General features: G+C 73.7%; 29 protein-coding genes and 1 tRNA gene. 16 read left to right on the top strand and 14 right to left on the bottom strand.

What is annotated here, in order from left to right; all coding sequences use genetic code 11:
- The first annotated feature begins 3 nt into the window (after nt 1-3).
- From QRT03_RS19375 to QRT03_RS19355, 3 genes are all read left to right on the top strand, one after another.
- Nucleotides 4-87, top strand: a tRNA-Leu gene (locus QRT03_RS19375).
- A gap of 87 nt (nt 88-174) precedes the next feature.
- On the top strand, nt 175-1,107 hold the full coding sequence (locus QRT03_RS32090; RefSeq protein ID WP_345783266.1) for a cold-shock protein: 933 nt from the start codon (nt 175-177) through the stop codon (nt 1,105-1,107).
- A gap of 47 nt (nt 1,108-1,154) precedes the next feature.
- Nucleotides 1,155-1,472: a helix-turn-helix domain-containing protein gene (locus QRT03_RS19355; RefSeq protein ID WP_286054658.1), complete on the top strand. Its 318-nt coding sequence runs from the start codon at nt 1,155-1,157 to the stop codon at nt 1,470-1,472.
- On the opposite strand, the gene wsfD is transcribed toward QRT03_RS19355, so the two are convergent.
- Both wsfD and QRT03_RS19345 read right to left on the bottom strand, forming a co-directional pair.
- A complete protein-coding gene (gene wsfD / locus QRT03_RS19350; RefSeq protein ID WP_286054657.1) occupies nt 1,456-2,880 on the bottom strand; it encodes a glycan biosynthesis hexose transferase WsfD in 1,425 nt (474 codons plus the stop codon). The two genes, QRT03_RS19355 and wsfD, sit on opposite strands and share 17 nt — an antisense overlap.
- On the bottom strand, nt 2,877-3,296 hold the full coding sequence (locus QRT03_RS19345; RefSeq protein ID WP_286054656.1) for a DUF5997 family protein: 420 nt from the start codon (nt 3,294-3,296) through the stop codon (nt 2,877-2,879). The genes wsfD and QRT03_RS19345 overlap by 4 nt, the downstream gene beginning before the upstream one ends.
- Nucleotides 3,297-3,339: 43 nt before the next feature.
- On the opposite strand from QRT03_RS19345, the gene QRT03_RS19340 reads away from it, so the two are divergent.
- From QRT03_RS19340 to QRT03_RS19315, 6 genes are read left to right on the top strand one after another with little or no spacing between them, the layout of a single operon-like run.
- On the top strand, nt 3,340-4,017 hold the full coding sequence (locus tag QRT03_RS19340) for a LysR family substrate-binding domain-containing protein (RefSeq protein ID WP_286054655.1): 678 nt from the start codon (nt 3,340-3,342) through the stop codon (nt 4,015-4,017).
- Nucleotides 4,014-5,237 carry a hypothetical protein gene (locus QRT03_RS19335; protein ID WP_286054654.1) on the top strand — a complete coding sequence of 408 codons (1,224 nt, stop codon included), beginning with the start codon at nt 4,014-4,016 and terminating at the stop codon, nt 5,235-5,237. The genes QRT03_RS19340 and QRT03_RS19335 overlap by 4 nt, the downstream gene beginning before the upstream one ends.
- Before the next feature lie 4 nt (nt 5,238-5,241).
- Complete coding sequence (locus QRT03_RS19330) at nt 5,242-5,949, top strand: YwaF family protein (protein ID WP_286054653.1); 708 nt, start codon at nt 5,242-5,244, stop codon at nt 5,947-5,949.
- Between the two features lie 40 nt (nt 5,950-5,989).
- Complete coding sequence (locus tag QRT03_RS19325) at nt 5,990-7,102, top strand: cation diffusion facilitator family transporter (protein WP_286054652.1); 1,113 nt, start codon at nt 5,990-5,992, stop codon at nt 7,100-7,102.
- The gene (locus tag QRT03_RS19320) at nt 7,099-7,872 is read left to right on the top strand and encodes an enoyl-CoA hydratase/isomerase family protein (RefSeq protein ID WP_286054651.1); all 774 of its coding nucleotides are present in this window, start codon (nt 7,099-7,101) and stop codon (nt 7,870-7,872) included. The genes QRT03_RS19325 and QRT03_RS19320 overlap by 4 nt, the downstream gene beginning before the upstream one ends.
- A 3-nt stretch (nt 7,873-7,875) precedes the next feature.
- Entirely contained in the window at nt 7,876-8,958 is a 1,083-nt protein-coding gene (locus QRT03_RS19315) for a M20 family metallopeptidase (RefSeq protein WP_286054650.1), read from the top strand.
- 10 nt (nt 8,959-8,968) lie between these two features.
- Here QRT03_RS19315 and QRT03_RS19310 read toward each other — a convergent pair whose 3' ends face one another.
- On the bottom strand, nt 8,969-9,475 hold the full coding sequence (locus tag QRT03_RS19310; protein WP_286054649.1) for a DinB family protein: 507 nt from the start codon (nt 9,473-9,475) through the stop codon (nt 8,969-8,971).
- 72 nt (nt 9,476-9,547) lie between these two features.
- Here QRT03_RS19310 and QRT03_RS19305 point away from each other — a divergent pair, with 72 nt between their 5' ends.
- Entirely contained in the window at nt 9,548-10,774 is a 1,227-nt protein-coding gene (locus QRT03_RS19305) for a cytochrome P450 (protein ID WP_286054648.1), read from the top strand.
- Nucleotides 10,775-10,783: 9 nt separating this feature from the next.
- Here QRT03_RS19305 and QRT03_RS19300 read toward each other — a convergent pair whose 3' ends face one another.
- From QRT03_RS19300 to QRT03_RS19275, 6 genes are all read right to left on the bottom strand, one after another.
- Nucleotides 10,784-11,623 carry an NUDIX hydrolase gene (locus QRT03_RS19300; RefSeq protein ID WP_286054647.1) on the bottom strand — a complete coding sequence of 280 codons (840 nt, stop codon included), beginning with the start codon at nt 11,621-11,623 and terminating at the stop codon, nt 10,784-10,786.
- Nucleotides 11,624-11,647: 24 nt separating this feature from the next.
- Nucleotides 11,648-12,196 (bottom strand): Uma2 family endonuclease, encoded by a 549-nt coding sequence (locus QRT03_RS19295; RefSeq protein WP_286054645.1) that lies wholly within the window; start codon nt 12,194-12,196, stop codon nt 11,648-11,650.
- Between the two features lie 40 nt (nt 12,197-12,236).
- Nucleotides 12,237-13,262, bottom strand: coding sequence for an LLM class flavin-dependent oxidoreductase (locus QRT03_RS19290; RefSeq protein WP_286054643.1), 1,026 nt, complete (start codon nt 13,260-13,262; stop codon nt 12,237-12,239).
- A 64-nt stretch (nt 13,263-13,326) separates the two neighbouring features.
- A complete protein-coding gene (gene htpG / locus QRT03_RS19285) occupies nt 13,327-15,246 on the bottom strand; it encodes a molecular chaperone HtpG (RefSeq protein ID WP_286054641.1) in 1,920 nt (639 codons plus the stop codon).
- An 87-nt stretch (nt 15,247-15,333) separates the two neighbouring features.
- Nucleotides 15,334-15,696, bottom strand: a complete 363-nt coding sequence (locus QRT03_RS19280) for a hypothetical protein (protein ID WP_286054640.1) — start codon at nt 15,694-15,696, stop codon at nt 15,334-15,336.
- The gene (locus tag QRT03_RS19275; protein ID WP_286054639.1) at nt 15,696-16,937 is read right to left on the bottom strand and encodes a PTS transporter subunit EIIC; all 1,242 of its coding nucleotides are present in this window, start codon (nt 16,935-16,937) and stop codon (nt 15,696-15,698) included. Before QRT03_RS19275 ends, QRT03_RS19280 begins: the two co-directional genes overlap by 1 nt.
- 32 nt (nt 16,938-16,969) lie before the next feature.
- On the opposite strand from QRT03_RS19275, the gene QRT03_RS19270 reads away from it, so the two are divergent.
- Nucleotides 16,970-17,263, top strand: coding sequence for a PTS sugar transporter subunit IIB (locus QRT03_RS19270; protein WP_286054638.1), 294 nt, complete (start codon nt 16,970-16,972; stop codon nt 17,261-17,263).
- Between the two features lie 7 nt (nt 17,264-17,270).
- Nucleotides 17,271-17,729 carry a PTS sugar transporter subunit IIA gene (locus QRT03_RS19265; protein WP_286054637.1) on the top strand — a complete coding sequence of 153 codons (459 nt, stop codon included), beginning with the start codon at nt 17,271-17,273 and terminating at the stop codon, nt 17,727-17,729.
- Between the two features lie 131 nt (nt 17,730-17,860).
- On the opposite strand, the gene QRT03_RS19260 is transcribed toward QRT03_RS19265, so the two are convergent.
- Nucleotides 17,861-18,091: a hypothetical protein gene (locus QRT03_RS19260; protein WP_286054636.1), complete on the bottom strand. Its 231-nt coding sequence runs from the start codon at nt 18,089-18,091 to the stop codon at nt 17,861-17,863.
- A 26-nt stretch (nt 18,092-18,117) separates the two neighbouring features.
- Nucleotides 18,118-18,516 (bottom strand): DUF7715 family protein, encoded by a 399-nt coding sequence (locus tag QRT03_RS19255; RefSeq protein WP_286054635.1) that lies wholly within the window; start codon nt 18,514-18,516, stop codon nt 18,118-18,120.
- 118 nt (nt 18,517-18,634) lie between these two features.
- On the opposite strand from QRT03_RS19255, the gene ilvA reads away from it, so the two are divergent.
- From ilvA to QRT03_RS19240, 3 genes are all read left to right on the top strand, one after another.
- Complete coding sequence (gene ilvA, locus QRT03_RS19250) at nt 18,635-19,903, top strand: threonine ammonia-lyase IlvA (RefSeq protein ID WP_286054634.1); 1,269 nt, start codon at nt 18,635-18,637, stop codon at nt 19,901-19,903.
- A 5-nt stretch (nt 19,904-19,908) separates the two neighbouring features.
- On the top strand, nt 19,909-20,364 hold the full coding sequence (locus tag QRT03_RS19245; protein ID WP_286054633.1) for a helix-turn-helix transcriptional regulator: 456 nt from the start codon (nt 19,909-19,911) through the stop codon (nt 20,362-20,364).
- Nucleotides 20,365-20,470: 106 nt separating this feature from the next.
- On the top strand, nt 20,471-20,806 hold the full coding sequence (locus tag QRT03_RS19240; protein ID WP_345783270.1) for a VOC family protein: 336 nt from the start codon (nt 20,471-20,473) through the stop codon (nt 20,804-20,806).
- On the opposite strand, the gene QRT03_RS19235 is transcribed toward QRT03_RS19240, so the two are convergent.
- The 3 genes from QRT03_RS19235 to QRT03_RS19225 all read right to left on the bottom strand — a co-directional run bounded on the left by QRT03_RS19235 (nt 20,801) and on the right by QRT03_RS19225 (nt 24,444).
- Nucleotides 20,801-21,994, bottom strand: a complete 1,194-nt coding sequence (locus QRT03_RS19235; RefSeq protein WP_286054631.1) for an MFS transporter — start codon at nt 21,992-21,994, stop codon at nt 20,801-20,803. The genes QRT03_RS19240 and QRT03_RS19235 overlap by 6 nt on opposite strands.
- 138 nt (nt 21,995-22,132) lie before the next feature.
- On the bottom strand, nt 22,133-24,004 hold the full coding sequence (locus QRT03_RS19230; RefSeq protein WP_286054630.1) for a cytochrome c oxidase assembly protein: 1,872 nt from the start codon (nt 24,002-24,004) through the stop codon (nt 22,133-22,135).
- On the bottom strand, nt 24,001-24,444 hold the full coding sequence (locus QRT03_RS19225) for a hypothetical protein (protein WP_286054629.1): 444 nt from the start codon (nt 24,442-24,444) through the stop codon (nt 24,001-24,003). The genes QRT03_RS19230 and QRT03_RS19225 overlap by 4 nt, the downstream gene beginning before the upstream one ends.
- A gap of 59 nt (nt 24,445-24,503) precedes the next feature.
- On the opposite strand from QRT03_RS19225, the gene QRT03_RS19220 reads away from it, so the two are divergent.
- On the top strand, nt 24,504-26,714 hold the full coding sequence (locus QRT03_RS19220; RefSeq protein ID WP_286054628.1) for a heavy metal translocating P-type ATPase: 2,211 nt from the start codon (nt 24,504-24,506) through the stop codon (nt 26,712-26,714).
- Nucleotides 26,715-26,716 lie beyond the last annotated feature (2 nt).

Genomic DNA, 26,716 nt, shown 5'->3' with positions numbered 1-26,716 from the left:
CAGGTCCGAGTGGCGGAATGGCAGACGCGCTAGCTTGAGGTGCTAGTCCCCGAGTAGGGGGTGGGGGTTCAAGTCCCCCCTCGGACACACGCGAAGGGCCGTCGAACCGACGGCCCTTTTCTCGTTCCCGACGACGGGTCGCGCGCCCGTCCACCCTTCGAACCGGAGCCTTCGATGCCGCAGGGAACCGTCCGTTGGTTCGACGTGGAGCGGGGTTTCGGCTTCCTCGCCCCCGAGGACGGCTCGCCGGACGTGTTCGTCCACGCCTCCGAGGTCCTCGGGGACGGGACGGTGTTGCGCGAGGGTCAGGCCGTCGAGTTCGAGACCGGCGAGAACGACCGCGGGCCCCAGGCGCTCCGTGTCAGCGTCACCGCCGACGCGACCGCCGGCGCCGTGGGTCTGCTCGGCACCGTCAAGTGGTACGAGCCGGGCAAGGGATACGGCTTCGCCTCACCGGACGGCGGCGGTCCCGACGTCTTCGTCCACAGCTCCGCGATCGTGACCGGCGGGGTGGTCGCCGAGGGGCAGCGGGTGGCGTTCGTGGTGGTCGAAGGCGAGCGCGGCCCGCAGGCCGGGCACGTGATCCCGCTTGGAGCCGAGGTCGGCCCCGCCGCGACCGGTACCGCGGACGGTGCCGACGGCACGGTGGCCTGGTACGACGAGGACAAGGGATTCGGCTTCATCACCCCCGACTCCGGTGCCGGGGACGTCTTCGTGCACGTCCGCGCCCTGGCCGACGGGCTGACGTGGCTCGCGGAGGGCGACCGTGTCGTCTACGACGTGGCCGAGGGAGACCGGGGTCCGCAGGCCCGTGGCGTGGGCCTGGTCCGGAGCGCCGAGCCCCCGGCCGCGCCGCAGCGGTCAGCACCTGCGCCCGCCAAGCCGGCGTCGCGGAACGCGCCCGCACGAGGCGGCGAGGGCGTCGTCGCGCGCTACGACGCCGAGCGTGGCTTCGGTTTCATCACCCCGGACTCGGGCGGCGACGATCTCTTCCTCCACGTGTCCGTGATCGTGGGGTCGGAGCCGCTCGAGAAGGGTGACCGGGTGCGCTACAAGGTGCGCCAGAGCGACCGGGGCCCGCAGGCGGACCGCGTCGAGCGCCTCTGAGGTCTCGGCCCCACGGGCCGAGGGAGCGACGAGGAGGAGCGCCAGACATGAGCGAGTACGTGGCTTGGAGGGACATCCGGTCTGACTACGTGGAGCGCGCCGGCGGGGAGGACGCCGTGGACGCGGGCAAGCGGGAGTTGCTGGCCGAGGTGGTCGGTCACCGCTTGGCCGAGGTGCGTCGCTCCCGAGGCCTGACCCAGCAGCAGGTCGCCGATCGTGTGAAGGTCACGAAGGGTCGTGTCTCCCAGATCGAGCGCGGCAAGGTCTCCGGGCAGGAGGTCCTGGCGCGCTACGCGGTGGCCCTCGGTGGTCGGCTCCACCAAGCGATCTACTTCGACGACGGCGACATCAGCGCCATCGCCTGACTTCACCGCCACCGAGGTTGGAGAAGCTTGCACCGACCAGGCACAGCGCAGCCACGATCAGCACGTACGACGCCAGCCAGACGTGCTTGAACAGCTCGAAGTAGCCGTCCCCGAACACCGCCGCGACGACGAGCCCGAGCGCCGTTATGCCGACGAGGCCCGCTGCCCGGCACCACGGTGACCGGCGCGAGCCGATGACCAGGCACGCGGCCACGAGCAGCGCCGGCAGCCACTGCCACCACCCGCCCGCGTCGAGGACCCGGCGGAAGTCCGACTGTCGGGCCCCCGACCACCCCGGGTCCCCGCCGAGCGGCGAGAGGCGGTTCGCGACGGCGGGTCCGGAGGCGAGGTAGGGCAGGTCCGGGCGCACGGTGGCCCGCAGCCCGACTCCGATCGCCCGGACCACGGTCGCCGGCTCGGACACCAGCGTCCGGTGGACCCGGGCCCGGGTGGCATCCGGCTGCGTCAGCACGGCCTCCCGCCACCACGCCGCCGACGGGTGCGGTGGCCCGTTGAAGAACCCGGTGCCGGTATACGCGGCGGCTTCTCCAGGCAGGCCCAGGTCGGCGGTGGCTCCTGGCCCGAGCTCGGGCAGCACGAGCGTGAAGACGAGGTCGTGCACGTTCGCGCTCTCGTAGGCGAGCGACTGGAAGCGCAGCGCGGCTCCGACGGGTACCGCGGCGACCCCCACCAGGACCGCGACCACGACGACCGGTGTCCGGAGTCGCCCCCGACGCACCAGGGAACGCGACCCGACTGCGACGACGGCGACCGTCACCGCCAGGACCGGCAGGTAGGCCGGCTTCGCCGTCCCGGCGACCAGCCCGCCGACCGCCACCAGGGCAAGGGCCGTCGCGCGGTCAGCCGGCCCCGCGTGGCGCGCCGCGAGGAACGCCCCGAGGCCGCACCCGACCGCGACCGTGCCGAGCAGCCCGGCCGGCTCCGCGTAGGTGGAGACGAAGAACCGGGAGAACCACGGCAGGGCCAGGGGCGCGACCGGCACGACGAGCACGAGCGCGCGCCGCAGCCCCGTCGCGGTCGCCGCCCACGCGGCGACACCGACCACCAGCCCCACGAGGAGGGCGTAGATCAGCCCGACGGTGCGCAGGTCCAGCGTGTCGTCCGACAGCAGGGCCGCCGCCCGGAGCACCAGGCGCGCCGAGGACGGGGCCGACTCGGCGCACGTCGGCGCGGACGCGAGCGCGAAGTCGGTGACGACCCCGCCCTTCCACGACGCGATCCCGTCGACCGTCCGCGGCACGAGGCCCTCGCCGCAGATCAGCCGGAACCCGTCGCCGTTGTCCTCGACCCCGCGTGAACCCAGCGCGACCAGCACCATCGCGACGGCGGCCAGGCCCGCGCCCCCCGCCGTCAGGGCGCGGGCGCGGCCGGACGGCGGGCCGGTCACCGCGCGGGCCGGCTCCCCGAACGCCCCGACTTCCCGGCCGTCACTGCCTTGTCCGACTTCTCCGCCCGCAGCCGGGCCTCCTCGCGCTGGGTCTCGGCGCGCAGGTTCCGCTCGTGGCGCAGCCACTCCGGCTGCTCGTCCTTGATCGCCGTGATCTGCTCGGTGGTCAGGGGCTCGGTGATCTCCGCGCGGGCCAGGCCCGAGATCGACACCCCGAGCCGGTCCGCGACGACGGGTCGCGGGTGCGGGCCGTCGCGGCGCAGGTCGCGCAGCCACTCCGGCGGCTCGGCCTGCAGGGCGTCCAGCTCCTCGCGGGAGACGACGCCCTCCCGGAAGTCCGCGGGGGTCGCCTCGAGCAGGACGCCGAGCTTCTTCGCCGTCGTCGCGGGCTTCATCGTCTGCGTCTGGCGGCTCATGCGCCCACGATATCGAGCAGGGGCGGGTCGATAACCTGCACGGGTGACCGGCCAGAGCGCGACCTTCCGGCTCGGCTTCGTCGCGGGCGTCACCCCGGACAAGTGGGCGCGGATGTGGGCCGAACGCCTCCCCGGGGTCGCCCTCGAGTTGGAACAGGCCCCGACGGACGAGGTGGTGGCCGGGGTCCGTGCCACGGAGCTGGACGCCGGGCTGGTCCGGCTGCCGATCGACCGCGACGGGCTGCACGCGATCCCGCTCTACACCGAGACCACCGTGGTCGTCGTCCCGAAGGACCACGTGATCACAGTGGCCGAGGAGGCCACCCTCGACGACCTCGCCGACGAGGTCGTCCAGCACCCGCAGGACGACACCCTGGACTGGGCCGACGGCCGTCCGGGCCGCGCCGCCGTGTCCGACCCCGCCACCACCGCCGACGCGATCGAGCTCGTCGCCGCCGGCGTCGGTCTGCTGGTCCTCCCCCTCTCGCTGGCCCGCCTGCACCACCGCCGCGACCTCACCCACCGGGCGCTGACCGACGCCCCGACGTCGACCGTGGCGCTCACCTGGCCCGACGCCGAGAACAGCGACGAGATGGAGGAGCTGATCGGCATCGTCCGCGGCCGCACGGTCAACAGCTCCCGCACGCCGCGTCGCGAGGCGGCGCCGCAGCCGAAGGCCGACCGCCGCCGCCCGCCCCGCCGCGGCGCGCGACGCCGATGACACCGGGTGCCCTGGCGCTCGGCGCCGTCCTCGCCGTCGTGTCGACGTTCCCGGCGATGGAGCTCGGCGGTCCCCCGGCGGTCGTCGCCGTCTACGTGCTCCTCGGTGCGGCCGCCCTCGCGGTGCCGCACGTGCGCGTGCCGAGGTGGGTGCTCCCGGGCCTGGTCGCGGTCGTCGCCGTCGGCCTGGTGGCGGCCTTCGTCGTCGGCCCGCCGTCGTGGGTGCCCGGCGTCGGCAGCGACCGGGCCGACGCGCTGGACGTCGCGCTCTCCCGCCTCGCCGGCGGGCTGTACCCCTGGACCGGGGTGACCTACCTCGGGAACCCGATCACCCCGCTGCCCGGTTCGCTGGTCCTCGCCGCGCCGTTCTGGGCGGTCACCGGGCACGCGGCCGGGCAGAACGTCGCGTGGACGCTCGCGCTGCTGCCGGTGCTGAACGGCGGGTGGCGGCTGCGCCGGGTCCCGACCCTGCTCTGGGTGCTCGTCGTGATCACGCCGGAGGTGCTGCGGGAGTACCTCGTCGGCGATGACCTCGTCACCAGCGTCGTGCCCGCCGTCGCCGCGGCGGCGTGGGTCCTGCGCGCCCGCTCGATCCCGTTCCTGACGGCGGGTGCGGTCGCCCTGGGCGTCGCGACCTGCACCCGGCCGCACCTGGCGCTCGTCGTCGTGATCGTCGCCGTCGGGGTGGCGCTGCGGGCCGGGGATGGCAGCAAAGCGTCGTTGCTTGCACCCAGTGCCAGCAACGACGCTTCGCTGCCAGACGAGGGAGGTGTTTCGGTCCGCCACGGGTTGCTCGTGGGCGGCGTGGCGGCGCTGACGTGGGCGGCGCTGATCGTCCCCTTCCTCCTCGGGGGCGCCGAGCGCTTCTCCCCGCTGCACGTCGGCGCGAAGGTCACCGGAGAACGCGGGCTGCACCTCGGGATCGTCGTGATCGCGCTCGCGGCGCTGGGCCTGCTGGTCGCCCTCCTGGTGCGGCTGCGCCCGACGAGCGACGCGGCCCTCGGGTGGTGCGCCGCCGCGGTGCTGGTCGCGCCGACGGTGCTGTCGGCCGGGTTCTGGCTGCTGGTCACCGGCAGCGTCTGGCAGGCGGACCTGACGCTCGGGGCCGGCGCGATCCCGTTCGCGGCGTGGGCACTCGCCCGCTCGCGAGGGGAGGATCCGAGCGCTCTTGTGGCCCGAGGGGTCCCCTCACGCCGGAGGAGGAGGGCGGTGGGAGCATGACCGCGTGCACGCCGACGTGCCCTTCGTCCCCTGGGGGACCTCGCACGTCGTCGTCGTGATCGTCGCGGTCCTCGGGGCCGCCGCCCTGGTGCCGCTCGGCCGCCGCGCCCCCGCACCCGTCGTCGGGAACACCGCGCGGGCCCTGGCCGTGGTGCTGGTCCTCACCACGGTCGCGTACCAGATCTACGCCTTCGAGCCGGGCCGGGCGGGGCAGACGCTGCCGCTCTGGCTCTCCGACCTGGTGCCCTACGTCGCCGCCTGGGCGCTCTGGTCGCGGGCCCAGTGGGCGTACGGCATGACCTACTACTGGGCCCTCACCCTGACGGTGCAGGCGCTCGCCACTCCCGCGCTCGGCGGCCCGGACTTCCCGGCGCCGAGCTTCCTCGCGTTCTTCGCCGCCCACGTCCTGCCGATCTGGGCGGCCGTGCTGCTCACGTGGGGTCGGGGTCGGCGGCCGGGCTGGGCGGACTACCGCCGGACCGTCGTCGCGACCCTGGTCTGGGCCGTCGTCGCCCAGGTCGCGAACCAGCTCTCGGGTGCGAACTACGGGTATCTCGACCGCAAGCCCGACGCCGCCTCGGTGCTCGACCTGTTCGGGCCGTGGCCGGTCTACCTGTTCGTCGAGGCCGCCGTCGTGCTCCTCGTGTGGGCGTTGATCACATGGCCGTGGACGGGGTCCCGACGACGGGTGAAGGTGACGTCGGGCGGGTAGAGCAGGGGTCGTTGGCATGAGGAAGGAATCCCCGAGGGACATGACCGCCACCGACCGGGCCGCCGCCGAGCACTCGCCGGACGACCCCACCGACGAGGGCCGCGAGGCCCAGGACTCGGCGTCCGGGCAGAGCACGCTCTCCGTCGTGCTGGCGTTCGCCGCCAACGCGGCGGTCGGTGTGCTCAAGCTGATCGCCGGGCTCCTCACGGGCTCCTCGGCGATGCTCGCGGAGGCCGCGCACAGCGCCGCCGACTGCGTCACCGAGGTGCTGCTGTTCACCGCCCTGCGCCGCTCCGGCAAGCAGGCCGACCGGGTGCACCCCTTCGGCTACGGCAAGGAGCGGTTCTTCTGGGCGATGATCGCCTCGGTCTCGGTGTTCGTCGTCGGGGCGACGTACTCGGTCTACGAGGGCATCACGACGATCATCGAGAACGCCCCCGACCCGGCCGAGGAGCAGTTCGCCTGGGTCGCCTACTCGGTGCTCGCGCTCTCGGCGGTCATCGAGGGCATCTCCTGGCAGCAGGCGCTGCGCCAGGTGCTGCACGAGAAGCGCGAGCTGCGGCTCTCGCTGAGCCGCTACCTGCGCCTCTCCGACGACCCCACCGTCAAGAGCGTCCTGTTCGAGGACACCGCGGCGCTGCTGGGCCTCGCCTTCGCGGCGGTCGGAGTGGTGCTGCACCAGCAGACCGGCTCGTCGGTGTGGGACGGCATCGCCTCGATCATGATCGGTGTGCTGCTGGCCGTCGTCGCCTTCATCCTCGGTCGCACCAACAAGAACCTCCTGATCGGACGCGCCGCGGAGCCCCGGGTGACCGCCGCGATCTACGACCAGCTGTCCGCAGCCCCCGAGGTCACCGCGGTCGTCGACCTGCAGACCATGCTGACCGGCACGGACAGCGTCCTGCTCTGCGCGCGGGTCGACTTCAAGGACCACCTCACCGTCGGCGACCTCGAGCGCGCGTGCGTCCGGCTCGACGAGGAGCTGCGCGCCCGCTTCACCGACCTCGACCAGGTCTTCCTCGAACCCGTGCCCCGCGAGGACGAGAGCCTGCGCGACGCCGTCCTGGAACGCTTCGGGACGACCCTGGCCGACTGGCGTGCCGAGCAGGACCGCCGGCACTCCTCCACCGCCGACGAGGAGGCGCGCCGATGACCGGCCCCCTGCAGGTTCACGACGACGGGCCGGTGCGGGTCCTGACCTTCGACGTGCCCGAGCGCCGGAACGCGATCACGGTGCCGCTGCGCCGTGAGCTGCGGGCCGCGCTGGAGGCCGCGCACGCCGACGAGACCTGCCGGGCCCTCGTCGTCACCGGCGCCGGGAAGCACTTCAGCTCCGGCGGCGACATCTCCTCCATGCCGCAGGGCGACCGCGCCGACGCCCGCGACCGGCTGCACCTCGTGGCCGATGTGATCTCCCTGCTGGTGGAGGGGCCGCTGCCGGTCGTCGCCGCGGTCGAGGGCGCCGCGGTGGGCGCCGGCACCTCGGTGGTCGCGGCGTGCGACTACGTGGTCGCCGCGCGCGGCTCCCGGTACGGCGCGATCTTCGGGCGGATCGGGCTCGTGGCCGACTCCGGGCTGTTCTGGACCCTCCCGCGCAAGGTCGGCGCCGGCCCGGCCCGCCGCCTGCTGCTGCGCGGGAACATCATCGACGCCGACGAGGCCCACCGCCTCGGGCTGGTCGACGAGCTGGTCGACGACGGGTCCGCCCTCGCGGTGGCGATCGACCGCGCGAAGGAGATGGCGGAGGCCGCGCCGCTCGCCCTGGCCGCGACCAAGCGGATCCTCGCCGACCCGCCGGCGACCCTGGCGCAGACCCTGCACGCCGAGGAGACCGCGCAGGTCGCCATGTTCGAGACCGAGGACTTCACCGAGGGGCGCGCCGCGTTCCTGGAGAAGCGCTCCCCGGTCTTCCGCGGTCGCTGACCCGTGGGCGACGCGCTCGACCTCGCGTGCGACCTCGTCCGCCTGGACACCCGCGGCGGCGGGGAACGCGTCGCGGCCGACCTCGTCGCCGGGCGGCTCACCGACGCCGGGCTGCGGGTGCACCTCGACGAGCCGGAGCCGGGCCGGGCGAACCTCGTCGCGCGCACCCGCGACGCGACCGGCGCGGACCGGTCCGTCGCGACCACGCTCAGCGGGCACCTCGACACCGTCCCGGCCGACGACGACGCGTGGTCGTTCGACCCGTTGGCGGGCGATCTGGTCGACGGGCGGCTGCGTGGACGCGGCGCCAGCGACATGAAGGCCGGTGTCGCGGCCATGGTCGAGGCCGCCGTAGCTCACGCGCGCGCCGGGGGCGGCGACCTCCAGGTCGTGTTCACGTTCGGCGAGGAGACCGGCTGCGACGGCGCCCGCGCGCTCGACCGGACGCTGCTCGCGCCGTCGCCGCTGCTCGTCGTGGGCGAGATGACCGGCAACCGGCCCCTGCTCGGGCACAAGGGCGCGCTGTGGCTGCGGCTGACCGCGCGCGGCGTCTCCGCCCACGGCTCGCGGCCCGAGCTCGGACACAACGCCCTCGTCGACCTCGCCCGCGCCGCCCTGGCCGTGCACGCCCACGAGGACTGGCCCGCGAGCGACACCCACGGGCCGACGACCGTCAACGTCGGCACCTTCCACGCCGGCCTGCAGCCGAACCTGGTCCCCGACCACGCCGAGGCCCGCGTCGACCTGCGCCTCGTGCCCGGCGCCGACGCCGACACCGTGGAGTCCACGGTGGCCGGCCTGGTCGGCGACGGCGTCGTGATCGAGCGACTGGTGGACCTCCCCGTCGTCGACACCGACCCCGCGACCGTGGGCCGGGCCTGCCGCCTGCTCGCCGACGGCGCCACCCCCGGCTACGCCACCTACTTCACCGACGCCGCGGTCCTGGCCGGTGCCCTCGGCGGGGCCGCCACGATCGTCTCCGGCCCCGGCGACCCCGACCAGGCCCACGTCACCGACGAGACCTGCTCGGTCGCGAGGATCGACGACGCCGTGCGGGCCTACGGGCGCCTGCTGGCCGGCCGCTGAGGCGTCGGCGTCACTCCCCCGTCGCACCGTCGACCGCCTCGCGCAGGAGATCGGCGTGGCCGTTGTGGCGGGCGTACTCCTCGATCATGTGCACGACGATCCAGCGCAGGGTCACGGGGCGGTCCGGCGGCTTCGGGTCGCGCGCGACCGCGTCCAGCCCCGGCCCGCCCAGGGCCGCGGCGACGACTGCCCGGGATCGATCGACCGCCGCCTCCCACTCCGCGCGCAGCTCGTCGGGTCCGCGACCCACGGCCCAGGTCCACGGGTTCCAGGCGGCCGCCGGACGCCCCGCGAAGTCCTCGGTGAACCAGCCGTCCTCGACGTGCGCGAGGTGGGCGAGCAGCCCGCCGAGGGTCAGGGACGAACCGCCGACCGTGGCGGCCAGACCGTCCGCGTCGAGGCCCGCGCACTTCCAGGCCAGGGTGGCGCGCTGGAACTCCAGGAAGCCGAGGAGCGTCTCCACCTCCCCGGCGGCGATCGGCGGGTCGGGACGGTCCCCGAGGACGAAGTCGGCCATGCCGGCATCCCTACCAGCGACCCCCGACGGTCTCGATCGACTTCACGAGGCCGGTGGGGCATGGTCGTTGGCATGAGCACCGATCAGACGACGGACGTCCCGCCGCGGCTCGGCCTCCGTCGCGACGGCCTGGACCCCGCCCCGGAGGTGACGTCGGTGCGCGAGGCGCACGGCACCTGTCCGGTGACCACCCTGGTCGGGCACACCGCGACCCTGGTCGCCGGCTACGCGGAGGCGCGCACGGTGCACGGCGACCCGGCGTTCGGGTTCGACGGGCTGCCGCTGCCGCCCGGCGGGCTGGACGCCGACGAGATGGCGCGCCGACGCGCCGGGATGCTGCTCGCGCTCGACCCGCCGGTCCACACGCGCCTGCGGCGGATGCTCACCGGGCGGTTCACGGTGCGCGCGATGAAGGCCCTCGAGCCGCGGGTGGTCGCGATCGTCGACGACGCCCTGGAGGCGATGGCGGCCGGCGGCCCGCCCGCCGACCTGGTCGCCGACTTCGCGCTCCCGGTGCCGTCCCTGGTCATCTGCGAGCTGCTGGGCGTGCCCTACGAGGACCGGGACGGGTTCCAGGAGCGGGCGGAGCGCACGCTGCGCTCCGACCTCTCCGTGGAGGAGCGGACGCGGCTGTTCGCGGAGTCCCGCGAGTACATGGCCTCGCTCGTCGCGCGGGCCCGCCGCGACCCGGGCGAGGACCTCCTCGGCCTGCTCGTCCGGGAGCACGGCGACCGGCCCGCGGCCGAGGGCGGGATCGACGACGACGAGATGGTCGGGCTCGCGAACCTGCTGCTCGTCGCGGGCCACGAGACGACGTCCAACGTGATCGCCCTCGGGACGTACGAGCTGCTGCGCGACCCCGAGCAGATGGCGGCGATGCGCGCCGCACTGGACGACGACGCCGCGACGTCCCGGGCGGTCGAGGAGATGCTGCGGCACGTCACGCCGGTGTCCGCGGGCTTCCCGCGGGCCGCGACGCAGGACGTCGAGGTCGGCCCGCACGTGATCTCCGCGGGCACCGTCGTCACCGCCTCGCTGTGCGCCGCGAATCGCGACCCCGCGCTCGGCGAGGGCCTGGACCACCTCGACGTGCGTCGCGACCCGCTCCCGCACGTCGCCTTCGGCTACGGCATCCACCACTGCCTGGGGGCGCCGCTGGCGCGCATCGAGCTGCGGATCGCGTTCCAAGCGATCCTGCGCCGCTTCCCCGGGCTGGCGCTCGCGACGGACCCCGACGCCGTCGAGTTCCGCCACGAGAACCTGATCCACGGCGTGGAGGCGCTGCCCGTCACCTGGTGACGGGCGGCCTCACCGCGAGGCGTTCAGCTCCAGGTAGTGCCCGGGCAGCGTCAGCGCCGACCCGTCCGGTTCCAGGCCCGGAATGACCGGCTCCGGGATCGGACGGTCGGCCGCCGCGAGGATCTGCGCGACGGTGCCGTACTGCGCGAGCTCCAGGAACGTGCAGTACTGCGGCGGCAGCACCATCACGGTCTCCCCCGCCGCCGCGAGGGCGTCGTCGACGCCCATCCACGCCGCGGCGTCGGACTCGGTGGAGACGCCGGCCGCCTCCTGGCCCTCGGGGCTCGCCGTCACGAAGAAGAAGGTCCGGTAGCGGCGCGGCTCGAACTCCGGGGTGATCCAGCAGGTCCAGCCGCGCAGCAGGTCGGTGCGGAGCACCAGGCCGCGGTCGCGCAGCAGGTCGCTGAACGCGATCTCCCGGGCCTCCAGGGCCCGTCGCGCCTCGGCCCACTCCTCGCCGGACGTGGACGGGACCACGGACCCGTCGTCGGGACCCGCGAGGAGGACGCCCGACTCCTCGAACGTCTCCCGCACCGCGGCGCACACGACCGCGCGGGCCTCGTCGACCCCCAGCCCGAGGCGCTCGGCCCAGACCTCCGGGGAGGGGCCCGCCCACGCGACCTCGTCGCTGGTGTCGCGCGGGTCGACCCCGCCGCCCGGGAAGACGACCATCCCGCCCGCGAACGCCATCTGGGTCCGGCGGCGCATCAGGAAGACCTCGACCCCCGTCGCTCCGGGACGGAGCAGGATCGTCGATGCCGCGACCTTCGGGGTCACCGGGTCCGCCGCGCGGGCCTGGAAGTCGGCGAGCTGGTCGGCGAAGCCGGGCGGGAGCGCCGTGGGATCCATGGCGCCATCTGATCACAAGCGGCGTCAGCCGAGGGCGTCGAGATCGAGCGTCACGCCGATCTGCAGCGGCGCGCTCCCGCGGTGCTCGGCCACCAGCTCGTAGGCGTCCCCGACCGACCGGAACTCCGTGACCGTCACCGGTGGCCCCGGCTCGACGAGCAGGTAGAACGGCACACCGCACTCGGCGTACTCCGAGTGCTTCAGGATGCGGTCCAGCCGGCGGGACCCCGGCGAGAGGACCTCGATCGCCGCCACCGCGTCGGACCCGACCAGGCGGGGGGTCTCGTCGGGCAGGTCCGGTGGTCCGAGGACGAGATCGGGCACGCGGACGGTGGCCGCGGACCCGGGATCGACGACGAGTTCGAACTCAGGAGTCACCGAGAAGCGCCCCTCGGCCCGCTCCTCCAGCTGCGCGCCGAGGCGCATGATCAGTTTCTGGTGTCGACGGATCGGGCGGGCCGCCACGACGAGGACTCCCTCGGCGAGCTCGAACCGCCACTCCGACGTCTCCGGGAGCGCGATCCACTCGTCGAGGCTCAGGAGGTGATCGGGCCGGGTCGGTTGCATGGTCATCACACTCCTTCCGAGGCGCCCGATCCTCCCACGGTTCCACTCACACGTCGGCGAGCTTCGGCGCGGCCTCCCCCAGCAGCTCGATGGAGTGCAGCAGGTCCGCGTGGCGCAACCGCGGGTTCGTCATCTGCAGGTTGATCCGGTCCACCCCACCGAGCTGCTCCGCCACGCGCGTCGCCTTGTCGACGATCATGTCCGGGTCGCCCACGAAGTAGGCGCCGTCCGGGCCGCGGGTCGCGTCGAACTGCCGGCGCGACGGCGGCATGCCCCCGCGCTCCCGGGCGATCTGGGTGAACATCGCCTCCCAGCCGGGGTAGAACGCGTTCGTCGCCTGCGCGACGTCGTCGCCGAGGAACCCGAAGACGTGCAGCCCGACCTTCAGCTGCTCGGGCGAGTGCCCGGCCTCGGCGCCGGCCCGGCGGTAGAGGTCGATCAGCGGGGCGAACTGCGCCGGGGCCCCACCGATGATCGCCACCATCAGCGGCAGCCCGAGCGCGCCGGCCCGGTAGAACGACTCCGGCGACCCGCCGACGCCGACCCAGATCGGGAACGGGTCCTGCGCCGGGCGCGGGTAGACGGGCTGGTCGTTCAGGGCGGGCCGGTGCGGCCCGGACCAGGTGACCCGCTCGCTGTCACGGATCTTCAGCAACAGGTCGAGCTTCGAGGTGAAGAGTTCGTCGTAGTCGGAGAACGCCAGCCCGAACAGCGGGAACGCCTCGGTGAAGGAGCCACGCCCGACGACGAGTTCCACCCGGCCGCCCGAGATCAGGTCGACCGTGGCGTACTCCTGCCAGACCCGCACCGGGTCGGCCGCGGAGAGCACCGTGACCGCGGACCGCATCCGGATGTTCTGCGTGCGCGCCGCGGCCGCCGCCAGGATCACGGCGGGCGCGGCGTCGTAGTACTCGCTGCGGTGGTGCTCCCCGATGCCGTAGGAGTACAGCCCCGCCCGGTCGGCGGTCTCGATCTCCTCGAGCAGGTGTGCGAACCGCTCCACCGGCCCGACCACCTGCTCGGTGTCCGGGTCGGTGACCTTCGCGACGAAGCTGTCGACGCCGATGTGCACGGCACGTACCTCCCAGGTCGGTGCTTGTTGAAGCGTCAACTAGGGCGAGGCGCCCGCTATTCCGTCAGAGCGTGGCGGCGAGCCGCTGCGCGAGCTTGCCGACGAAGGCCGACGGCTCCTTGAGCTCGCCGCCCTCCGCGAGCAGGGCCATGTCGTGCAGCAACGACGCCGTCTCGGCGACACCGGCGTCCTCGGGCCGGGCCTCGTGGGCGGCCTTCAGGTTCTCCACCAGCGGGTGCTTCGGGTTCAGCTCGAGCGCCCGCTTCTGCACCGGGATCTCCTGCCCCATCGAGCGCATCATCTGCTCGAGCTGCGGCGGGAGCCCACCGACCTCGCCCACCAGGCACGCGGGGCTCGTCGTCAGGCGGGTGGAGAGCCGGACCTCGGAGACGTCGTCGGCCAGCGTCGTCGTCATCCAGGAGAGCAGGTCGTCGAAGCCCTCGGGCTTCTCGGCGTCGTCGGCGAGGTCGACGTCGCCCTGGGCAATGGAGGCGAAGGGCTTCGCGTCGTCGCCGGCGCCGTACGACGGGACCATGCCGACCCAGACCTCGTCGACCTGGTCGGTCAGCAGCAGGACCTCGTAGCCCTTGGCCCGGAACGCCTCGATGTGCGGGGAGTTCTCCACGGCGGCCCGGGACTCGCCGGTGACGTAGTAGATGGACTCCTGACCCTCGGGCATCCGCGCGACGTAGTCGGCCAGGGTGGTGAGCTTCTCCGGGTCGTGCGTCGAGGCGAAGCTGGACGCCTCGAGGATCGCCTGGGTGTTGTCCTGGTCGGAGAGCAGACCCTCCTTGAGCGCCCGCCCGCACTCGCGCCAGAAGGTGTCGTACTTCTCGGCGTCCTCCCCGCGCAGCGCCGTGATCGTCTGCAGCACGCGCTTGACCAGGCGCTTGCGGATCAGCTGGATCTGGCGATCCTGCTGGAGGATCTCGCGGGAGACGTTGAGCGAGAGGTCCTGGGCGTCGACGACGCCCTTCACGAACCGCAGGTACTCCGGGACGAGCGCCTCGCAGTCCTCCATGACGAAGACGCGCTTGACGTAGAGCTGCACGCCGCGCTTCGCGTCGCGGTAGTACAGGTCCATCGGCGCGTGCGCGGGGAGGAAGAGCAGTGCCTGGTACTCGAAGGTGCCCTCGCCGGTGAACCGCATCGTCTCGAGCGGCTCCTGCCAGTCGTGCGAGACGTGGCGGTAGAACTCGGCGTACTCCTCGTCGCTGACCTCGGAGCGCGGCCGCGCCCACAGCGCCTTGCGGGAGTTGATCGGCTCGTTCGAGGCCTCCTGCTCGGAGTCCTCCTCCTCGGCCCCCTCGACGACGGCGCCGTCCGCGGTCGGGTTGAGCAGGATCGGCCAGGTGATGAAGTCCGAGTAGCGCTTGACGATGCGCTTCACGACGGCGGGATCCGCGTAGTCGTGCAGGTTGTCCTCGGCGTCCTCCGCCTTGAGGTGCACGGTGATGCTGGTGCCCTGCGGGGCGTCGGCCACCTCGGAGAGCTCGTAGGTGCCCTCCCCCGCCGACTCCCAGTGCACGCCGCCGTCGGTACCGGCGCGACGCGTGGTCATCTCCACCCGGTCGGCCACCATGAAGCTGGAGTAGAAGCCGATCCCGAACTGCCCGATCAGCTCCGCGGTGACCTCCTCGCTGCCCGACGCCTGGGCCTCGCGCAGCTTCGCGAGGGTCTCCGCCGTCCCCGACTTCGCGATGGTCCCGATCAGCGTCACCACGTCGTCGCGGCTCATGCCGATGCCGTTGTCGGCGATCGTGATCGTGCGCGCGGCGGAATCGGTGCGCAGCTCGACGTGCAGGTCGGAGGTGTCGACCCCGAGGTCCTTGTCCCGGTAGGACTCCATGCGCAGCTTGTCCAGCGCGTCCGAGGCGTTGGAGATCAGCTCCCGCAGGAACACGTCCTTGTCGGAGTAGATCGAGTGGATCATCAGCTGCAGCAGCTGACGGGCCTCGGCCTGGAACTCGATCGTCTCAGTCATTGCTGTCCTGCGTCCTCTCGTGGCTCACCGGCGGGGTCGGTGACCATGATATGAGGACCCCCCGACAGCCTCGACGGCCTCGTCCGCTCAGGGGCGGTCGGCGAGCGTCGCGGCCACGACCGCCAGGAGCGGGTCGTCGCCGCCGTCGAGGTCGGCGGGCCCGGGCCGGAGCACGGACACCGTGGGCCCGCCGTCCCAGGTGACCACGCGCCCGACCACGGACGGGACGAGCGACCCGTCGTCGGGACCGAGCAGGACCACGACCTCGGCGTCGTCGAGGCGTCCGTCGTCCTCGTCGCCCCGGACGTCGACGTTGCGGCTGGTCGCGTACGCGGCGAAGCGCTCGGCGTCCGGGACCAGGAAGGCGATCTCGTCGCCGGTGACCTCGGTGAGCAACGCCTCGACGACCCGCCATGCCAGCGTGTCCGATGCACCCACCACCGCGTACATCAGGTCTCCGGCCCGCGGGTCGGGTCGGCCGACACCGCCGCGCCCTCGCCGTCCTCCTCCCGCCCCGGCGTGCGCAGGTTGAAGCGTCGGATCACCACGCGGAACACGACGTAGTAGACGACGGCGTAGCCCAACCCGATCGGGATCAGCCAGAGCGGACGCGTCGCCTGCCCGAAGTTGATGACGTAGTCGATGGCGCCCGCGGAGAAGGTGAAGCCGTCGTGGATGCCGAGCGCATTGCACAGCGCCAGCGAGGTGCCGGTCAGCACGGCGTGCACCACGTAGAGCGGCCAGGCGACGTAGACGAACGCGTACTCCAACGGCTCGGTGATGCCGGTGAGGAACGAGGTCAGCGCGACCGAGGCCATGATCCCGCCGACGACCTTGCGCTGCTCCGGGCGTGCCTCGTGGACGATCGCGAGAGCGGCGGCGGGGAGCGCGAACATCATGATAGGGAAGAAGCCCGTCATGAACGTCCCGGCCGTCGGGTCGCCGGCGAAGAACCGGGCGATGTCGCCCTGGGCGCCGTTGTAGTCGCCGAGGACGAACCACACCACGGAGTTGAGGATGTGGTGCAGGCCGAGCGGGATGAGCAGCCGGTTGGCCATGCCGAAGATGCCCCCGCCGACCACCGCGTTCGCCGCCACGGCGTTGCCGAGCGCGGTCAGCCCCGCGTTGAACAGCGGGTAGACCAGCGCGAGCACGACGGCGAGCAGCATCGTCGCGAGCGCGGTGACGATCGGGACGAAGCGGCGACCACCGAAGAACGCGAGGTAGGTCGGGAGCTTGATCCGGTGGTAGCGCTGCCAGAGGATCGCGGCGACCAGGCCGACGAGGATGCCGCCCAGCACCCCGTAGTCGATCGTCGCCGGTTCGCCCTTCGAGTCCACCTGCCCCGGCAGCAGGACCGGGCTGAGTGCCTCGAACACCCCGGCGAGTACGAGGTAGCCGACGACCGCGGCCAGGGCCGTCGACCCGTCGGAGCGGCGGGCCCACCCGATCGCGATGCCGACCGCGAAGATCAGCGGCAGGTTGTCGAAGAGGGCGCCGCCGGCACCGGTGAGCACCGTGGCCACGTTCTTCAGGGCGTCGACCCCGCCGAGCAGGTCGTCCTGCCCGAGCCGCTGCAGGAGCCCGGCCGCCGGGAGCGCGGCGATCGGCAGCATGAGGCTGCGGCCGAGCCGCTGGAGCCCGGCGAGGCCCCGTGTGCCCCGGGACGGCGTCTCCGTGCTCGCGGTCATCGGGCCCCACCTCCAGTACCGTGCGGCGGACGTTGCAGGCAGCAACGAGGGGTGTCAAGGGAGGGTGCGGGGCCATGGACGCAGCGGCGATCGTCGCCGGACTCGGCGGCGCGGCGAACATCGACGACCTCGAGGCCTGCATCACGCGCCTGCGCACCGAGGTCCGCGATCCCGCGCTCGTCGACCAGGCCGCCCTCAAGGCCCTGGGCGCCTCGGGCGTCGTCGTGCAGGGCAGCGTCGTCCAGGTGGTGGTCGGTCCGCAGGCGGACGTGATCGCCGACGACGTGCACGACCTGATCGAGGCGAGCGGAGCGACGGGGAGTTGAGGAGCCGGTGATCGTCGCGGCGCCGGTGGCCGGCACCGTGGTCGGGCTCGACGCCGTGCCCGACGAGGTCTTCGCGGCCGGGATGGTCGGCCCGGGTGTGGCCGTGGAGCCGAGTGGCCCGGGCACCGTCGAGGTGGTCGCGCCGGTCGCCGGGACGCTGGTGAAGGTGCACCCGCACGCGTTCGCGATGACGACGGGGGACGCGACCGGGGTCCTCGTGCATCTCGGCATCGACACCGTGCGGCTGCGCGGCGAGGGGTTCGAGGTGGTGCGCACGGAGGGCGAAAGCGTGCAGGTCGGCGACGTGATCGTGCGGTGGTCCCCGGACGACGTCCGCGCCCGCGGGATGTCGGCCGTGTGCCCGGCGGTGGTGCTCGACGTCGACCCGGATCGCGTGTCCGTAGCGGCGACGATCGGGGTCCCGGTGGCGGCCGGGGCTCCGCTGCTGCACGTCCTCCGGGAATGAACCGTCAGAGGTCGAGAGCCACTCGCAGCACGGTGTCCACCCGAGCGAGAGTCAGGGCATCGATGCGGCCTGCCCGCCGTCCGAACCACGCGCGGCACAGACGACCGAGGTCGCCCACGTAGGTGTTCAGCTCACCCCGACGCACGCATCATCGCCTCCGACGCAGCGAGTTCGGCGTCGTCGGCGATCGCGGCAGCCTCGTCCCAGGTGTTCTCGCGCGGTGCCCCCTGACGCACGGCCTCGCTGATGGCGGCCTTCGCGAGCCACGCGGACAGAGGCTTCCCGGCACGGTCGGCGGCGGCCTGGAGGAGTTCCAGGGAGAACTCGTCGATCGAGAAGCTCACCCGCCGCTTGGCCGCCATGGCCCCGACGGTACCTCCGGAACTCCTCACGCCGGGACCTCCTCGGGCGAGACCCGGCGCGCCAGCTCGTCGAGGCGGCGTTCGATCACCGCGCCGACCGGCCACGTCGCGGCGAGCTCGGCGAGGGCGTCGGCCTCGTCGGTGGACCGGCAGGTGCAGGGCTCGTACCCGTCGTGCTCCAGCGACGAGCGCAGCGCCTCCGCGTACTCCTCGCGGGTGAGCGGCACCTCGGCCACCCGCGCCGTCGTGGTCGCCCGTTGCGAGTTCATCCCCGCGAAGCCCCGGCCGCAGCCGCACCGGCCGTCGGGATCGTCGCGGTCCTTCCGGCACGGAGGGTCGATCCGCACCAGCTCCCCCTCGATCGCATGGTGGTAGTCGTTGTCCCGCGCGCCTTGGGTCCGCCCCGTGGCCACCAGCACCTTCATCGGTCCTCCTCGTTCGAACTGATGATCGAGTGATAGCAGGACCCACCGACAACCTCCGGGCCCGGCGCGACCTACGATGAGCCGTTCGGATCAACCACCAGCAGGAAGCAGGACGGCGATGACGGGCGGGACCGCGTTCGAGAAGCAGGTACTCGAGGCCGCGGAGCGTCTCACCGGCATTTCCGAGCGGACCCAGCTGCAGTACAACCCCCGCCTGTCGGCCGACTCCGGCGCCGAGGTCTGGTTCAAGCGCGAGGACCTGCAGGTCGGGCGCTCCTACAAGCTGCGCGGCGCCTACAACCTGATCTCCCAGCTGGACGACGAGGCCCGCGCGGCCGGGGTGGTCTGTGCGTCCGCGGGCAACCACGCCCAGGGCTTCGCCTTCGCCTGCGCCACGCACCGGGTGCGCGGGCGGGTCGTGATCCCGTCCACCACGCCGCGCCAGAAGCGCGAGCGGATCGCCGCGCTGGGCGGGGACATGGTCGAGCTGGTCGTCACCGGCGACACCTACGACGAGGCCTCCGCGGCGGCCACCGCGTACGCCGAGGAGACCGGGGCGACGCTGGTGCCCGCGTTCGACGACTCCCGCACCGTGGCCGGCCAGGCCACGGTGATCGCCGAGGTCGTCGAGCAGCTCGGGCACGCACCCGACGTCGTCGTGGTCCCGGTCGGGGGTGGCGGCCTGCTCGCCGGCACCGCGACCTGGCTGGCCGCGACGCATCCGCGCACGCGCGTGATCGGGGTCGAGCCGGCCGGGGCCCGCAACGTCGCGGCGGCCCTGCACGCGGGCAGCCCCGTGGTGCTCGACGAGGACGGCTTCGACCGCTTCGTCGACGGCGCCGCCGTCCGCAAGGCGGGCGCGGTGACATTCCCGCTGATCCGGCGCTCCGGAGCGCAGGTGCTCGCGGTCGACGAGGGCCTCGTCTGCACCGAGATGCTGGCGCTCTACCAGACCGAGGGCATCATCGCGGAGCCCGCCGGAGCGCTCGCCGGGGCCGCGGTGCGCTCCGACGGCCCGGAGCTCGACCTGGCGCCCGGCGAGACCGTCGTCGTCATCCTCTCCGGCGGCAACAACGACGTGTCGCGCTACGCCGAGGTCATCGAGCGCTCGCTGCGCTTCCAGGGGCTCAAGCACTACTTCCTCGTCGAGTTCCCGCAGGAGCCGGGCGCGCTCCGTCGCTTCCTCGACGAGGTGCTCGGTCCCGACGACGACGTCACGCGCTTCGAGTACGTCAAGCGCGACAACCGGGAGTCCGGCCCGGCGCTCGTCGGCGTCGAGATCGGCCGCCGCGAGGACTACGAGCCGCTCCTGGAGCGCATGGCCCGCTCGCCGCTGCAGATCGAGGCGCTCGAGCCGGGCTCGCCGGCCTTCCGCTTCCTGGTCTGAGCGCCGTGGCCGCGCGGGAGGTGTCCGAGGACCTCCTCGTCGGCCTGCGCCGCGCCCGCGACCGGATCGACCGCGAGTACGCCGAGCCGCTCGACCTCGACGCCCTCGCGGCGACGGCGGGCCTGTCCAAGTACCACTTCCTGCGCTGCTTCTCCCGGACCTACGGCCGCACCCCGGCGGCGTATCTCACCGAGCGGCGGGTGGAGCGCGCGCAGGACCTGCTGCGCGCGACGAACCTGACCGTGACCGAGGTGTGTTGGCTCGTCGGCTACGCCTCGCTCGGGTCGTTCTCGACGAGATTCCGCCGGCTCGTCGGGGTCAGCCCGTCGGAGTACCAGGCCCGCTGGGCCTCCGGTGCGCCGCGCATCCCGGGCTGCTTCGTGCTGATGCACGGGCTGTCCGACCGAGCAATCCGGGAGAAGCCGTCCGGCCCGGGGGCGGCGGCAGGATCGTCGTCGTGATCACCAACATCTCGCTGTTCTCCCTGTACGTCACCGACCAGGACGACGCCAAGAGGTTCTCCTGCGACGAGACGTCCTCGGCTTCGTCGAGGGCACCGACGTGACCATGGGCGGGGGGTTCCGCTGGCTGACGGTGAAGCACCCGTCGCAGCAAGAGCTCGAGGTCACGCTGATGGAGCCGGGTCCGCCGCTGACCGAGGACATGGCCGACGCGGTCCGCCGCTCGCTCGCCGCGGGCAGCATGGGCGGCTTCGGTCTCTCGACCGACGACTGCCAGGCCGAGTACGCGCGCCTCGTCGACCTCGGCGTCGAGTTCGTGCAGCCGCCGTCCGAGCGTCCCTACGGCGTGGAGGCGGTCATGCGCGACAACTCGGGCAACTGGCTCGTCCTGGTCGAGTCGCGCGCGTTCACCCCGGGCGAGTGGGGCCCGGACGCATCATGACCGGCGTTCGGCGCGCACCGGCGTGACGACGAACGCGACCAGCGGCGCCAGGGCGGCCGCGGTGAACCCGACGCCGTAGCTCGTCGCGCCGATGATCGCGCCCAGGACGGGCGGGGCGGCCGAGGCGACGATGTTCTGGGTCGTGTTCTGCACGCCCAGCGCCCGGCCCGACCACGCCTGTCCGGCCATCTCCGCCGTGGACACGAAGGCCAGGCCGTTGTCGGCCACCGTCACGATCGCGCCGACCGCGATTGCCGCGACCGCGATCACCGGCACCCACACCGATCCCGCGGCGAACCCGAGCATCACCAGGGCGGAGCCGACGGCCAGCTGGCGCATGGGGCGCAGCCGGGAGCGGACGCGGTCGGACCACCAGCCGGTCGCGATCCGGCCCGCCGCTCCCGCGATCTGGGACACCGCGACGAAGACGCCGGCGATCCCCGGTGACCACCCCTGCTCGCGGACCAGGTACTCGAGGGCGAACGCGGAGATCGCGAACTGCGGCAGCACGAGCATCGCCGAGGCCGCGTGCAGGCGGTACAGGGTTGGTGTGCGGTACGGGTTGCCGGTCGGCTCGTGCGGCTCCGGGGCCCGCCGGGGTGCGTCCTGGGCCACCACGACGACGAGCACCGCGGCGATCAGGCAGGCCAGGCCCGTCCAGCCCAGGGCGACGAACGGCCCCTGGGTCGTCGCGAGCACCGGCAGCAGCAGGGCCGCGAGCGCCACACCGAGCGGCTGGGCGGTCTGGCGGATGCCCATGGCGACCCCGCGCTCGTCGGCGGAGAACCAGCCCATGATCAGCCGCCCGCTCGCCGCGTTCACCGAGGCCGCGCCGAGCCCGCCCACGGCCAGCAGCAGCACGATCGTGACCAGCGACGACGGGGTCTCGAGCGCCAGCCCGCCGACGACGAGGCCGGCGACGCCCAGCCCGGTCGCCATCGGGACCCGCTCCCCCACCCGGTCGACCACCACGCCCCACGCGACGAGAGCGAGCAGCAGACCCGTCGTCGGGGCCGCGACGACGACCCCCACCTCGGCCAGCGACAGGCCCCGCTCGTCGCGCAGCGTCGGGACCAGGAACGGGATGCCGTAGACGAAGGCCGACGCCGCGGTCTGGGCGAGCACGCCGACCACGAGGATCGCCCAGCGGCGTCGTGGTCGGGCGGGGGCGCTCGTCTCCGTGCTCACGGGTCGTCAGCATGCCTCACGAGTGCTCACGATGCGAGAACTCGTCCCACAAGGTGAGATGCACCTTCCGAGCGAGCGGCACTCTCGCTGCTTCTATGCGCGCGAGAGTGCCGTTCGATCGGGAAGCGGGGCGCGGGATCAGCGCCGGGCGGCGAGCAGGTCCCGGGCGGCCGCGTCCTCGGCGACGCTGGCCCGGTGCCACTGGACCAGCAGGATCACCAGGACGCCCACGAGTGGCAGGTCGCCCATCCCCCACGACAGCAGCGCCGCGACGTGCTGGTCGGCGAGCAGGTCCGGCGCCCAGGGCAGGCGCAGGCGCGAGTAGAAGTCGGTGACGAAGACCTGCCCGCCCCCGCCGTCGGCGGCCAGGGTCGAGGGGGTCTGCGCGACCGGGGTGTCGGCGGCCAGCAGGATCGCGCCGAACAGCGCGTGGAACGGCATCGACGCGATGAGCACGGCGAGCCGGGCGACGTGGGGCAGCTCCCGCCCCGGGACCGGGTCGACCCCGATGATCACCCAGAAGAACAGCACGCCCGCCGTCAGGAACCACAGCGAGATCGCGGGCATGAGCCAGCCCAGCGGCTGGAGCAGGGAGAACAGCGGGGTCAGGTAGAACGCGAACGGCGACCCCACCATGACGACGGCCGCGACGGCCGGGTGGGTCAGCAGGCGCAGCAGCGGGGCGTCGAGGGCGGCCTCGAGCCGGTCGCGGGCGTCTGTGCCGGATGGTCCAGCTCCGCTGCGCTGCGTGTCCCCCTCGTCCGGCAGCGCACGCCGGGCGAGGGTGATCGGCGCCCCGAGCACCAGCAGCACCGGCACGACGATGCTGATCAGCATGTGCTCCGCGACGTGCACGCTGTACAGGGCGTCCGCGTAGCGCCCGATCCCCGAGGACGTGGCCACCACCAGCAGCGCGCAGCCGGCGAACCACGACACCGACCGACCGAGCGGCCATCCCTCGACCCGCCGGAGCCACCGGGCATAGACCACCACGAGCACGACCGCGAGCGCCGCGAACCACACGTCGAGCCGCCACTCCGTGAGGAGCCTCCCGACCGTCGGCGGATCGGGGATGCGGAAGCCGAGCATCGCCTCGGTCGGTGTCGTGTGGAAGGGCGCCTGGACCGGCGGCACCGCGCGGGTCATCGCCACCGACAACGCCGTCACGACGGCGAGCAGCGCCAGCTCCGTGACCACGAGGGCCGTCGACCCCGTGAGGCGCCGCCGGACGAGTACCCCGAGCACCACCACGGTGACGGCGGCCGCGGCCAGCACGAGCACGCCGTAGGCGGTCGCGAGCTCGCCCCACGACGGCACGAGCACCGCCGACGCGAGGACCCCGCTCGCGATCGTCACCACCGCGCACACCGTGGACACCGCACCGCTGCGCGCCGGGGAGACCGGCGCGACCAGCTGGGCCCCGATCGTTCCGAGCCACACCGTCGCCGCGATCACGTGCAGCGCGACCGCCGGCGTCCCGAGGTCCTTCCCGACCCCGTCGATCGCGTGCCCGGTCATCACCGGCCCGAGCAGCGACACGCACGCCAGCACCCCGGCGCCCAGCGACGACGACCAGGTCCGCGCCTCGCGCACCCACACCGCGACGACGGCCGCGCCGACCGCGCACGCCAGCCACCCGACGGGTGCCGCGCGCACCACCATCCCGACGACGAGGTCCGGGCCGGGCGCGACGAAGCCGCCGGAGACGTCCGCGACCGTGAACACCGCGGTCCCGAACGCGAGGACGGCCCACGCCCAGGCGGCACCGGAGGCGACCCCGCGCACCGTCGCGGAGGGCGTGCCGGGGACGACGACCAGCCCGTGCACCAGCGCCCCGAGCACGACGGCGGCCGCACCGGCCGCGAGGGCGCGCAGCAGCGGCACCCCGAGCTGGACGAGCTCGCCGGGATCGGCCAGCCCCAGCACCGGGTAGGCCGAGCGGCCCAGCAGCAGGGCGGCGACGAGCACCGTCACCAGGCCCGCGGCGAGAGCGGGGAGGAGGCGCCTCACGGGTCGAGACGGTCCGGGTAGCGCGCCCGGTACTCGTCGAGGTGCTGGGACTTGCAGACGTGCTGTTCCTTCTCGTTGATCGCCTGGCGCATGCACTCGTCGAGCGTGCGGGCCTGCGAGGCGTGCAGGTACGTCACCGCGGACTCGATGGTCGGCCACTCGATCGCGGTGCCGATCACGACGGCGATGATCGCCACACCGAGCGCGGCCAGGGGCTTACCCCGACCCGACGCCCGCCCGGAGCGCACCCGCATCAGCGCCACGACGGCGGCGACGAGCGCGACCAGCCCGAGGACCATCCCGCCCCAGCCGGTCCAGGCGCTGACGAGTGCCATCCCCGCGACGACCAGCGCGAACGTCGCCGCGCCGGTGGCACCGCGGCCGTCGGGATCGGGGTCGGCCTCCGGCTCCGTCGTCCCGGGCTCGCTGGTGCTGGTCACGGGCCCGATGGTGACACCCCGACGTGGACGCGCCCGCGCCGGGGGCGCACCATCGGAGCATGACCGTCGTCGACGCGCGGGAGGAGAGCGCTCCCCAGGACTTCCTGCTCACGGGGATGACCTGCGCCGCGTGCGCGTCGCGCATCGAGCGCCGGCTGAACAAGGTCGACGGCGTGACGGCCGCGGTCAACTACGCGACCGAGCGCGCCACGGTGACCCTGCGGCCCGACGTCGCGCGCCAGGACGTCGTGGACGTCGTCGCCCGGCTCGGCTACGGGGCGACGCCGCTCTCGGCCGACCCCGACGACGAGCGCGACGAGGTCGCGGCCGTCCGCGACGACCGCGTGGCCGACCTCTGGCGCCGGCTCGTCGTCGCGGCCGTGCTGTTCATCCCGATGGTCGACCTGCCCCTGGTCCTCGCGGTGCTGCCCGAGGCGCGCTTCCCCGGGTGGGAGTGGGTGGTGACGGCGCTGGCGGCGCCCGTCGTCGTGTGGTCCGCGTGGCCGCTGCACCGCGCGGCGTTCGTCAACGCCCGGCACGGGGCGTCGTCGATGGACACGCTGATCTCGCTGGGGATCATCGCGGCGACGGTGTGGTCGTTGGGGTCGATCCTGACGGGGCACCTCCCCGACCCCTCGCAGGGCGCGTTGTCGGTCTTCCTCGACCCGGTCGGCCCGCTCTACCTCGAGGTCGCGGCGGCGGTGACGACGTTCGTGCTCGCCGGGCGCTACGTCGAGGCCCGGGCGAAGCGCTCCGCCGGGGACGCGCTGGCGGCCCTGGCCGCGTTGGCCGCCCGGGACGTCGCGGTGCTGCTGCCCGACGGCACCGAGACCCGCATCCCGGCCTCCGCGCTCGCCGTCGGGACCCGCTTCGTGGTGCGGCCCGGCGAGAAGATCGCGACCGACGGGACCGTCGACATCGGCGCGAGTGCCGTGGACCGGTCGATGCTGACCGGCGAGACCGTGCCCGTCGAGGTCGCCGCCGGCGACGCGGTGACGGGCGGGACGGTCGCGACGTCGGGGCGGCTCGTCGTGACGGCGACGGCGGTCGGCGGGGCGACGCAGCTCGCCGGGATGATCCGGCTGGTCGAGTCCGCGCAGGCGTCGAAGGCGTCGGTGCAGCGGCTCGTCGACCGCATCTCGTCGGTGTTCGTGCCGATCGTCATCGCGCTGTCCGTGCTGACCGCGCTGGGCTGGTGGGCGTTCGGCGGGTCCGCGGGGCAGGTCTTCTCCGCCGCGCTCGCGGTGCTGGTGATCGCGTGCCCGTGCGCGCTGGGCCTGGCCACGCCGACCGCGATGCTCGTCGCCTCCGGGCGCGGCGCCCGCGAGGGCATCTTCCTCAAGAGCCACCAGGCGCTGGAGACGTCGCGCGTCGTCGACACCGTCGTCCTGGACAAGACCGGCACGGTGACGACCGGCGCGATGACGGTCCGGGCCGTGCACCTCCTCCACGACGATTCCCGACGGCGGGTGCTGGCGGCTTCGGGGGCCGTGGAGGACGCGTCGGAGCACGCCGTCGCCCGGGCGGTCGTGGCGTGCGCGCGGGCCGAGGTCCCCGACCTGCCGGCGGTGGAGGGCTTCGAGGCGCTGCCCGGGCTCGGCGCCCGCGGCGTGGTCGACGGGGTTGAGGTGCGGCTCGGCAAGCCGACCGGAGCGCTCCCGGCGTGGGCCCCGGAGCCGCAAGCGGACTCGACGCTCGTCGTCGTCACGCTGGACGGCGACGAGGTGGCCGTGTTCGAGCTGACCGACGAGGTCAAGCCCTCGGCGGCGCCTGCGATCGCGCGCCTCCGCGTGGCCGGGCTGCGGACGGTCCTGCTGTCGGGCGACCGGTCCGAGGCGGCGTCGGCGGTCGGCGCGGCCGTCGGGGTCGACGAGGTGATCGCCGACGTGCTGCCCGAGGGCAAGGTCGACGCGCTGCGGTCCCTGCAGGAGGGCGGGCGTCGCGTGGCCATGGTCGGCGACGGCGTCAACGACGGCCCCGCTCTGGCCGCCGCCGACCTCGGCCTCGCGGTCGGTGCCGGCACCGACGTCGCCCTGGAGGCGGCCGACGTGATCCTCGTGCGCGACGACCTGGGCGCCGTCCCGGACGCCCTGGACCTCGCGAAGCGCACCGCCACGACGATCCGCCGCAACCTCGTCTGGGCCTTCGGCTACAACGTCGCCGCGATCCCGTTGGCGGCGTTCGGCCTGCTCAGCCCGCTGATCGCGGGGTTGGCGATGGCGCTGTCGTCGGTGCTGGTCGTGTCCTCGAGCGTCCGGCTGCGGAACTGAGG

The sequence above is a fragment of the Actinomycetospora termitidis genome, assembly GCF_030286555.1.
GTDB lineage: Bacteria > Actinomycetota > Actinomycetes > Mycobacteriales > Pseudonocardiaceae > Actinomycetospora > Actinomycetospora termitidis.
Note: the sequence above shows the minus strand (reverse complement) of the source record. Positions and strands in the feature narration are given on the sequence as shown.

Coding starts and splice junctions, on each gene's coding strand:
- QRT03_RS19310 (WP_286054649.1), bottom strand. CDS start 9,475: ATGGCCGACTTCGTCCTCGGGGACCGTCCCGACCCGCCGATCGCCGCC.
- QRT03_RS19305 (WP_286054648.1), top strand. CDS start 9,548: ATGAGCACCGATCAGACGACGGACGTCCCGCCGCGGCTCGGCCTCCGT.
- QRT03_RS19300 (WP_286054647.1), bottom strand. CDS start 11,623: ATGGATCCCACGGCGCTCCCGCCCGGCTTCGCCGACCAGCTCGCCGAC.
- QRT03_RS19345 (WP_286054656.1), bottom strand. CDS start 3,296: ATGAGCCGCCAGACGCAGACGATGAAGCCCGCGACGACGGCGAAGAAG.
- QRT03_RS19355 (WP_286054658.1), top strand. CDS start 1,155: ATGAGCGAGTACGTGGCTTGGAGGGACATCCGGTCTGACTACGTGGAG.
- QRT03_RS19280 (WP_286054640.1), bottom strand. CDS start 15,696: ATGTACGCGGTGGTGGGTGCATCGGACACGCTGGCATGGCGGGTCGTC.
- QRT03_RS19275 (WP_286054639.1), bottom strand. CDS start 16,937: ATGACCGCGAGCACGGAGACGCCGTCCCGGGGCACACGGGGCCTCGCC.
- QRT03_RS32090 (WP_345783266.1), top strand. CDS start 175: ATGCCGCAGGGAACCGTCCGTTGGTTCGACGTGGAGCGGGGTTTCGGC.
- QRT03_RS19320 (WP_286054651.1), top strand. CDS start 7,099: ATGACCGGCCCCCTGCAGGTTCACGACGACGGGCCGGTGCGGGTCCTG.
- QRT03_RS19295 (WP_286054645.1), bottom strand. CDS start 12,196: ATGACCATGCAACCGACCCGGCCCGATCACCTCCTGAGCCTCGACGAG.
- QRT03_RS19335 (WP_286054654.1), top strand. CDS start 4,014: ATGACACCGGGTGCCCTGGCGCTCGGCGCCGTCCTCGCCGTCGTGTCG.
- htpG (WP_286054641.1), bottom strand. CDS start 15,246: ATGACTGAGACGATCGAGTTCCAGGCCGAGGCCCGTCAGCTGCTGCAG.
- ilvA (WP_286054634.1), top strand. CDS start 18,635: ATGACGGGCGGGACCGCGTTCGAGAAGCAGGTACTCGAGGCCGCGGAG.
- QRT03_RS19220 (WP_286054628.1), top strand. CDS start 24,504: ATGACCGTCGTCGACGCGCGGGAGGAGAGCGCTCCCCAGGACTTCCTG.
- QRT03_RS19240 (WP_345783270.1), top strand. CDS start 20,471: ATGGGCGGGGGGTTCCGCTGGCTGACGGTGAAGCACCCGTCGCAGCAA.
- QRT03_RS19255 (WP_286054635.1), bottom strand. CDS start 18,516: ATGAAGGTGCTGGTGGCCACGGGGCGGACCCAAGGCGCGCGGGACAAC.
- QRT03_RS19325 (WP_286054652.1), top strand. CDS start 5,990: ATGACCGCCACCGACCGGGCCGCCGCCGAGCACTCGCCGGACGACCCC.
- QRT03_RS19260 (WP_286054636.1), bottom strand. CDS start 18,091: ATGGCGGCCAAGCGGCGGGTGAGCTTCTCGATCGACGAGTTCTCCCTG.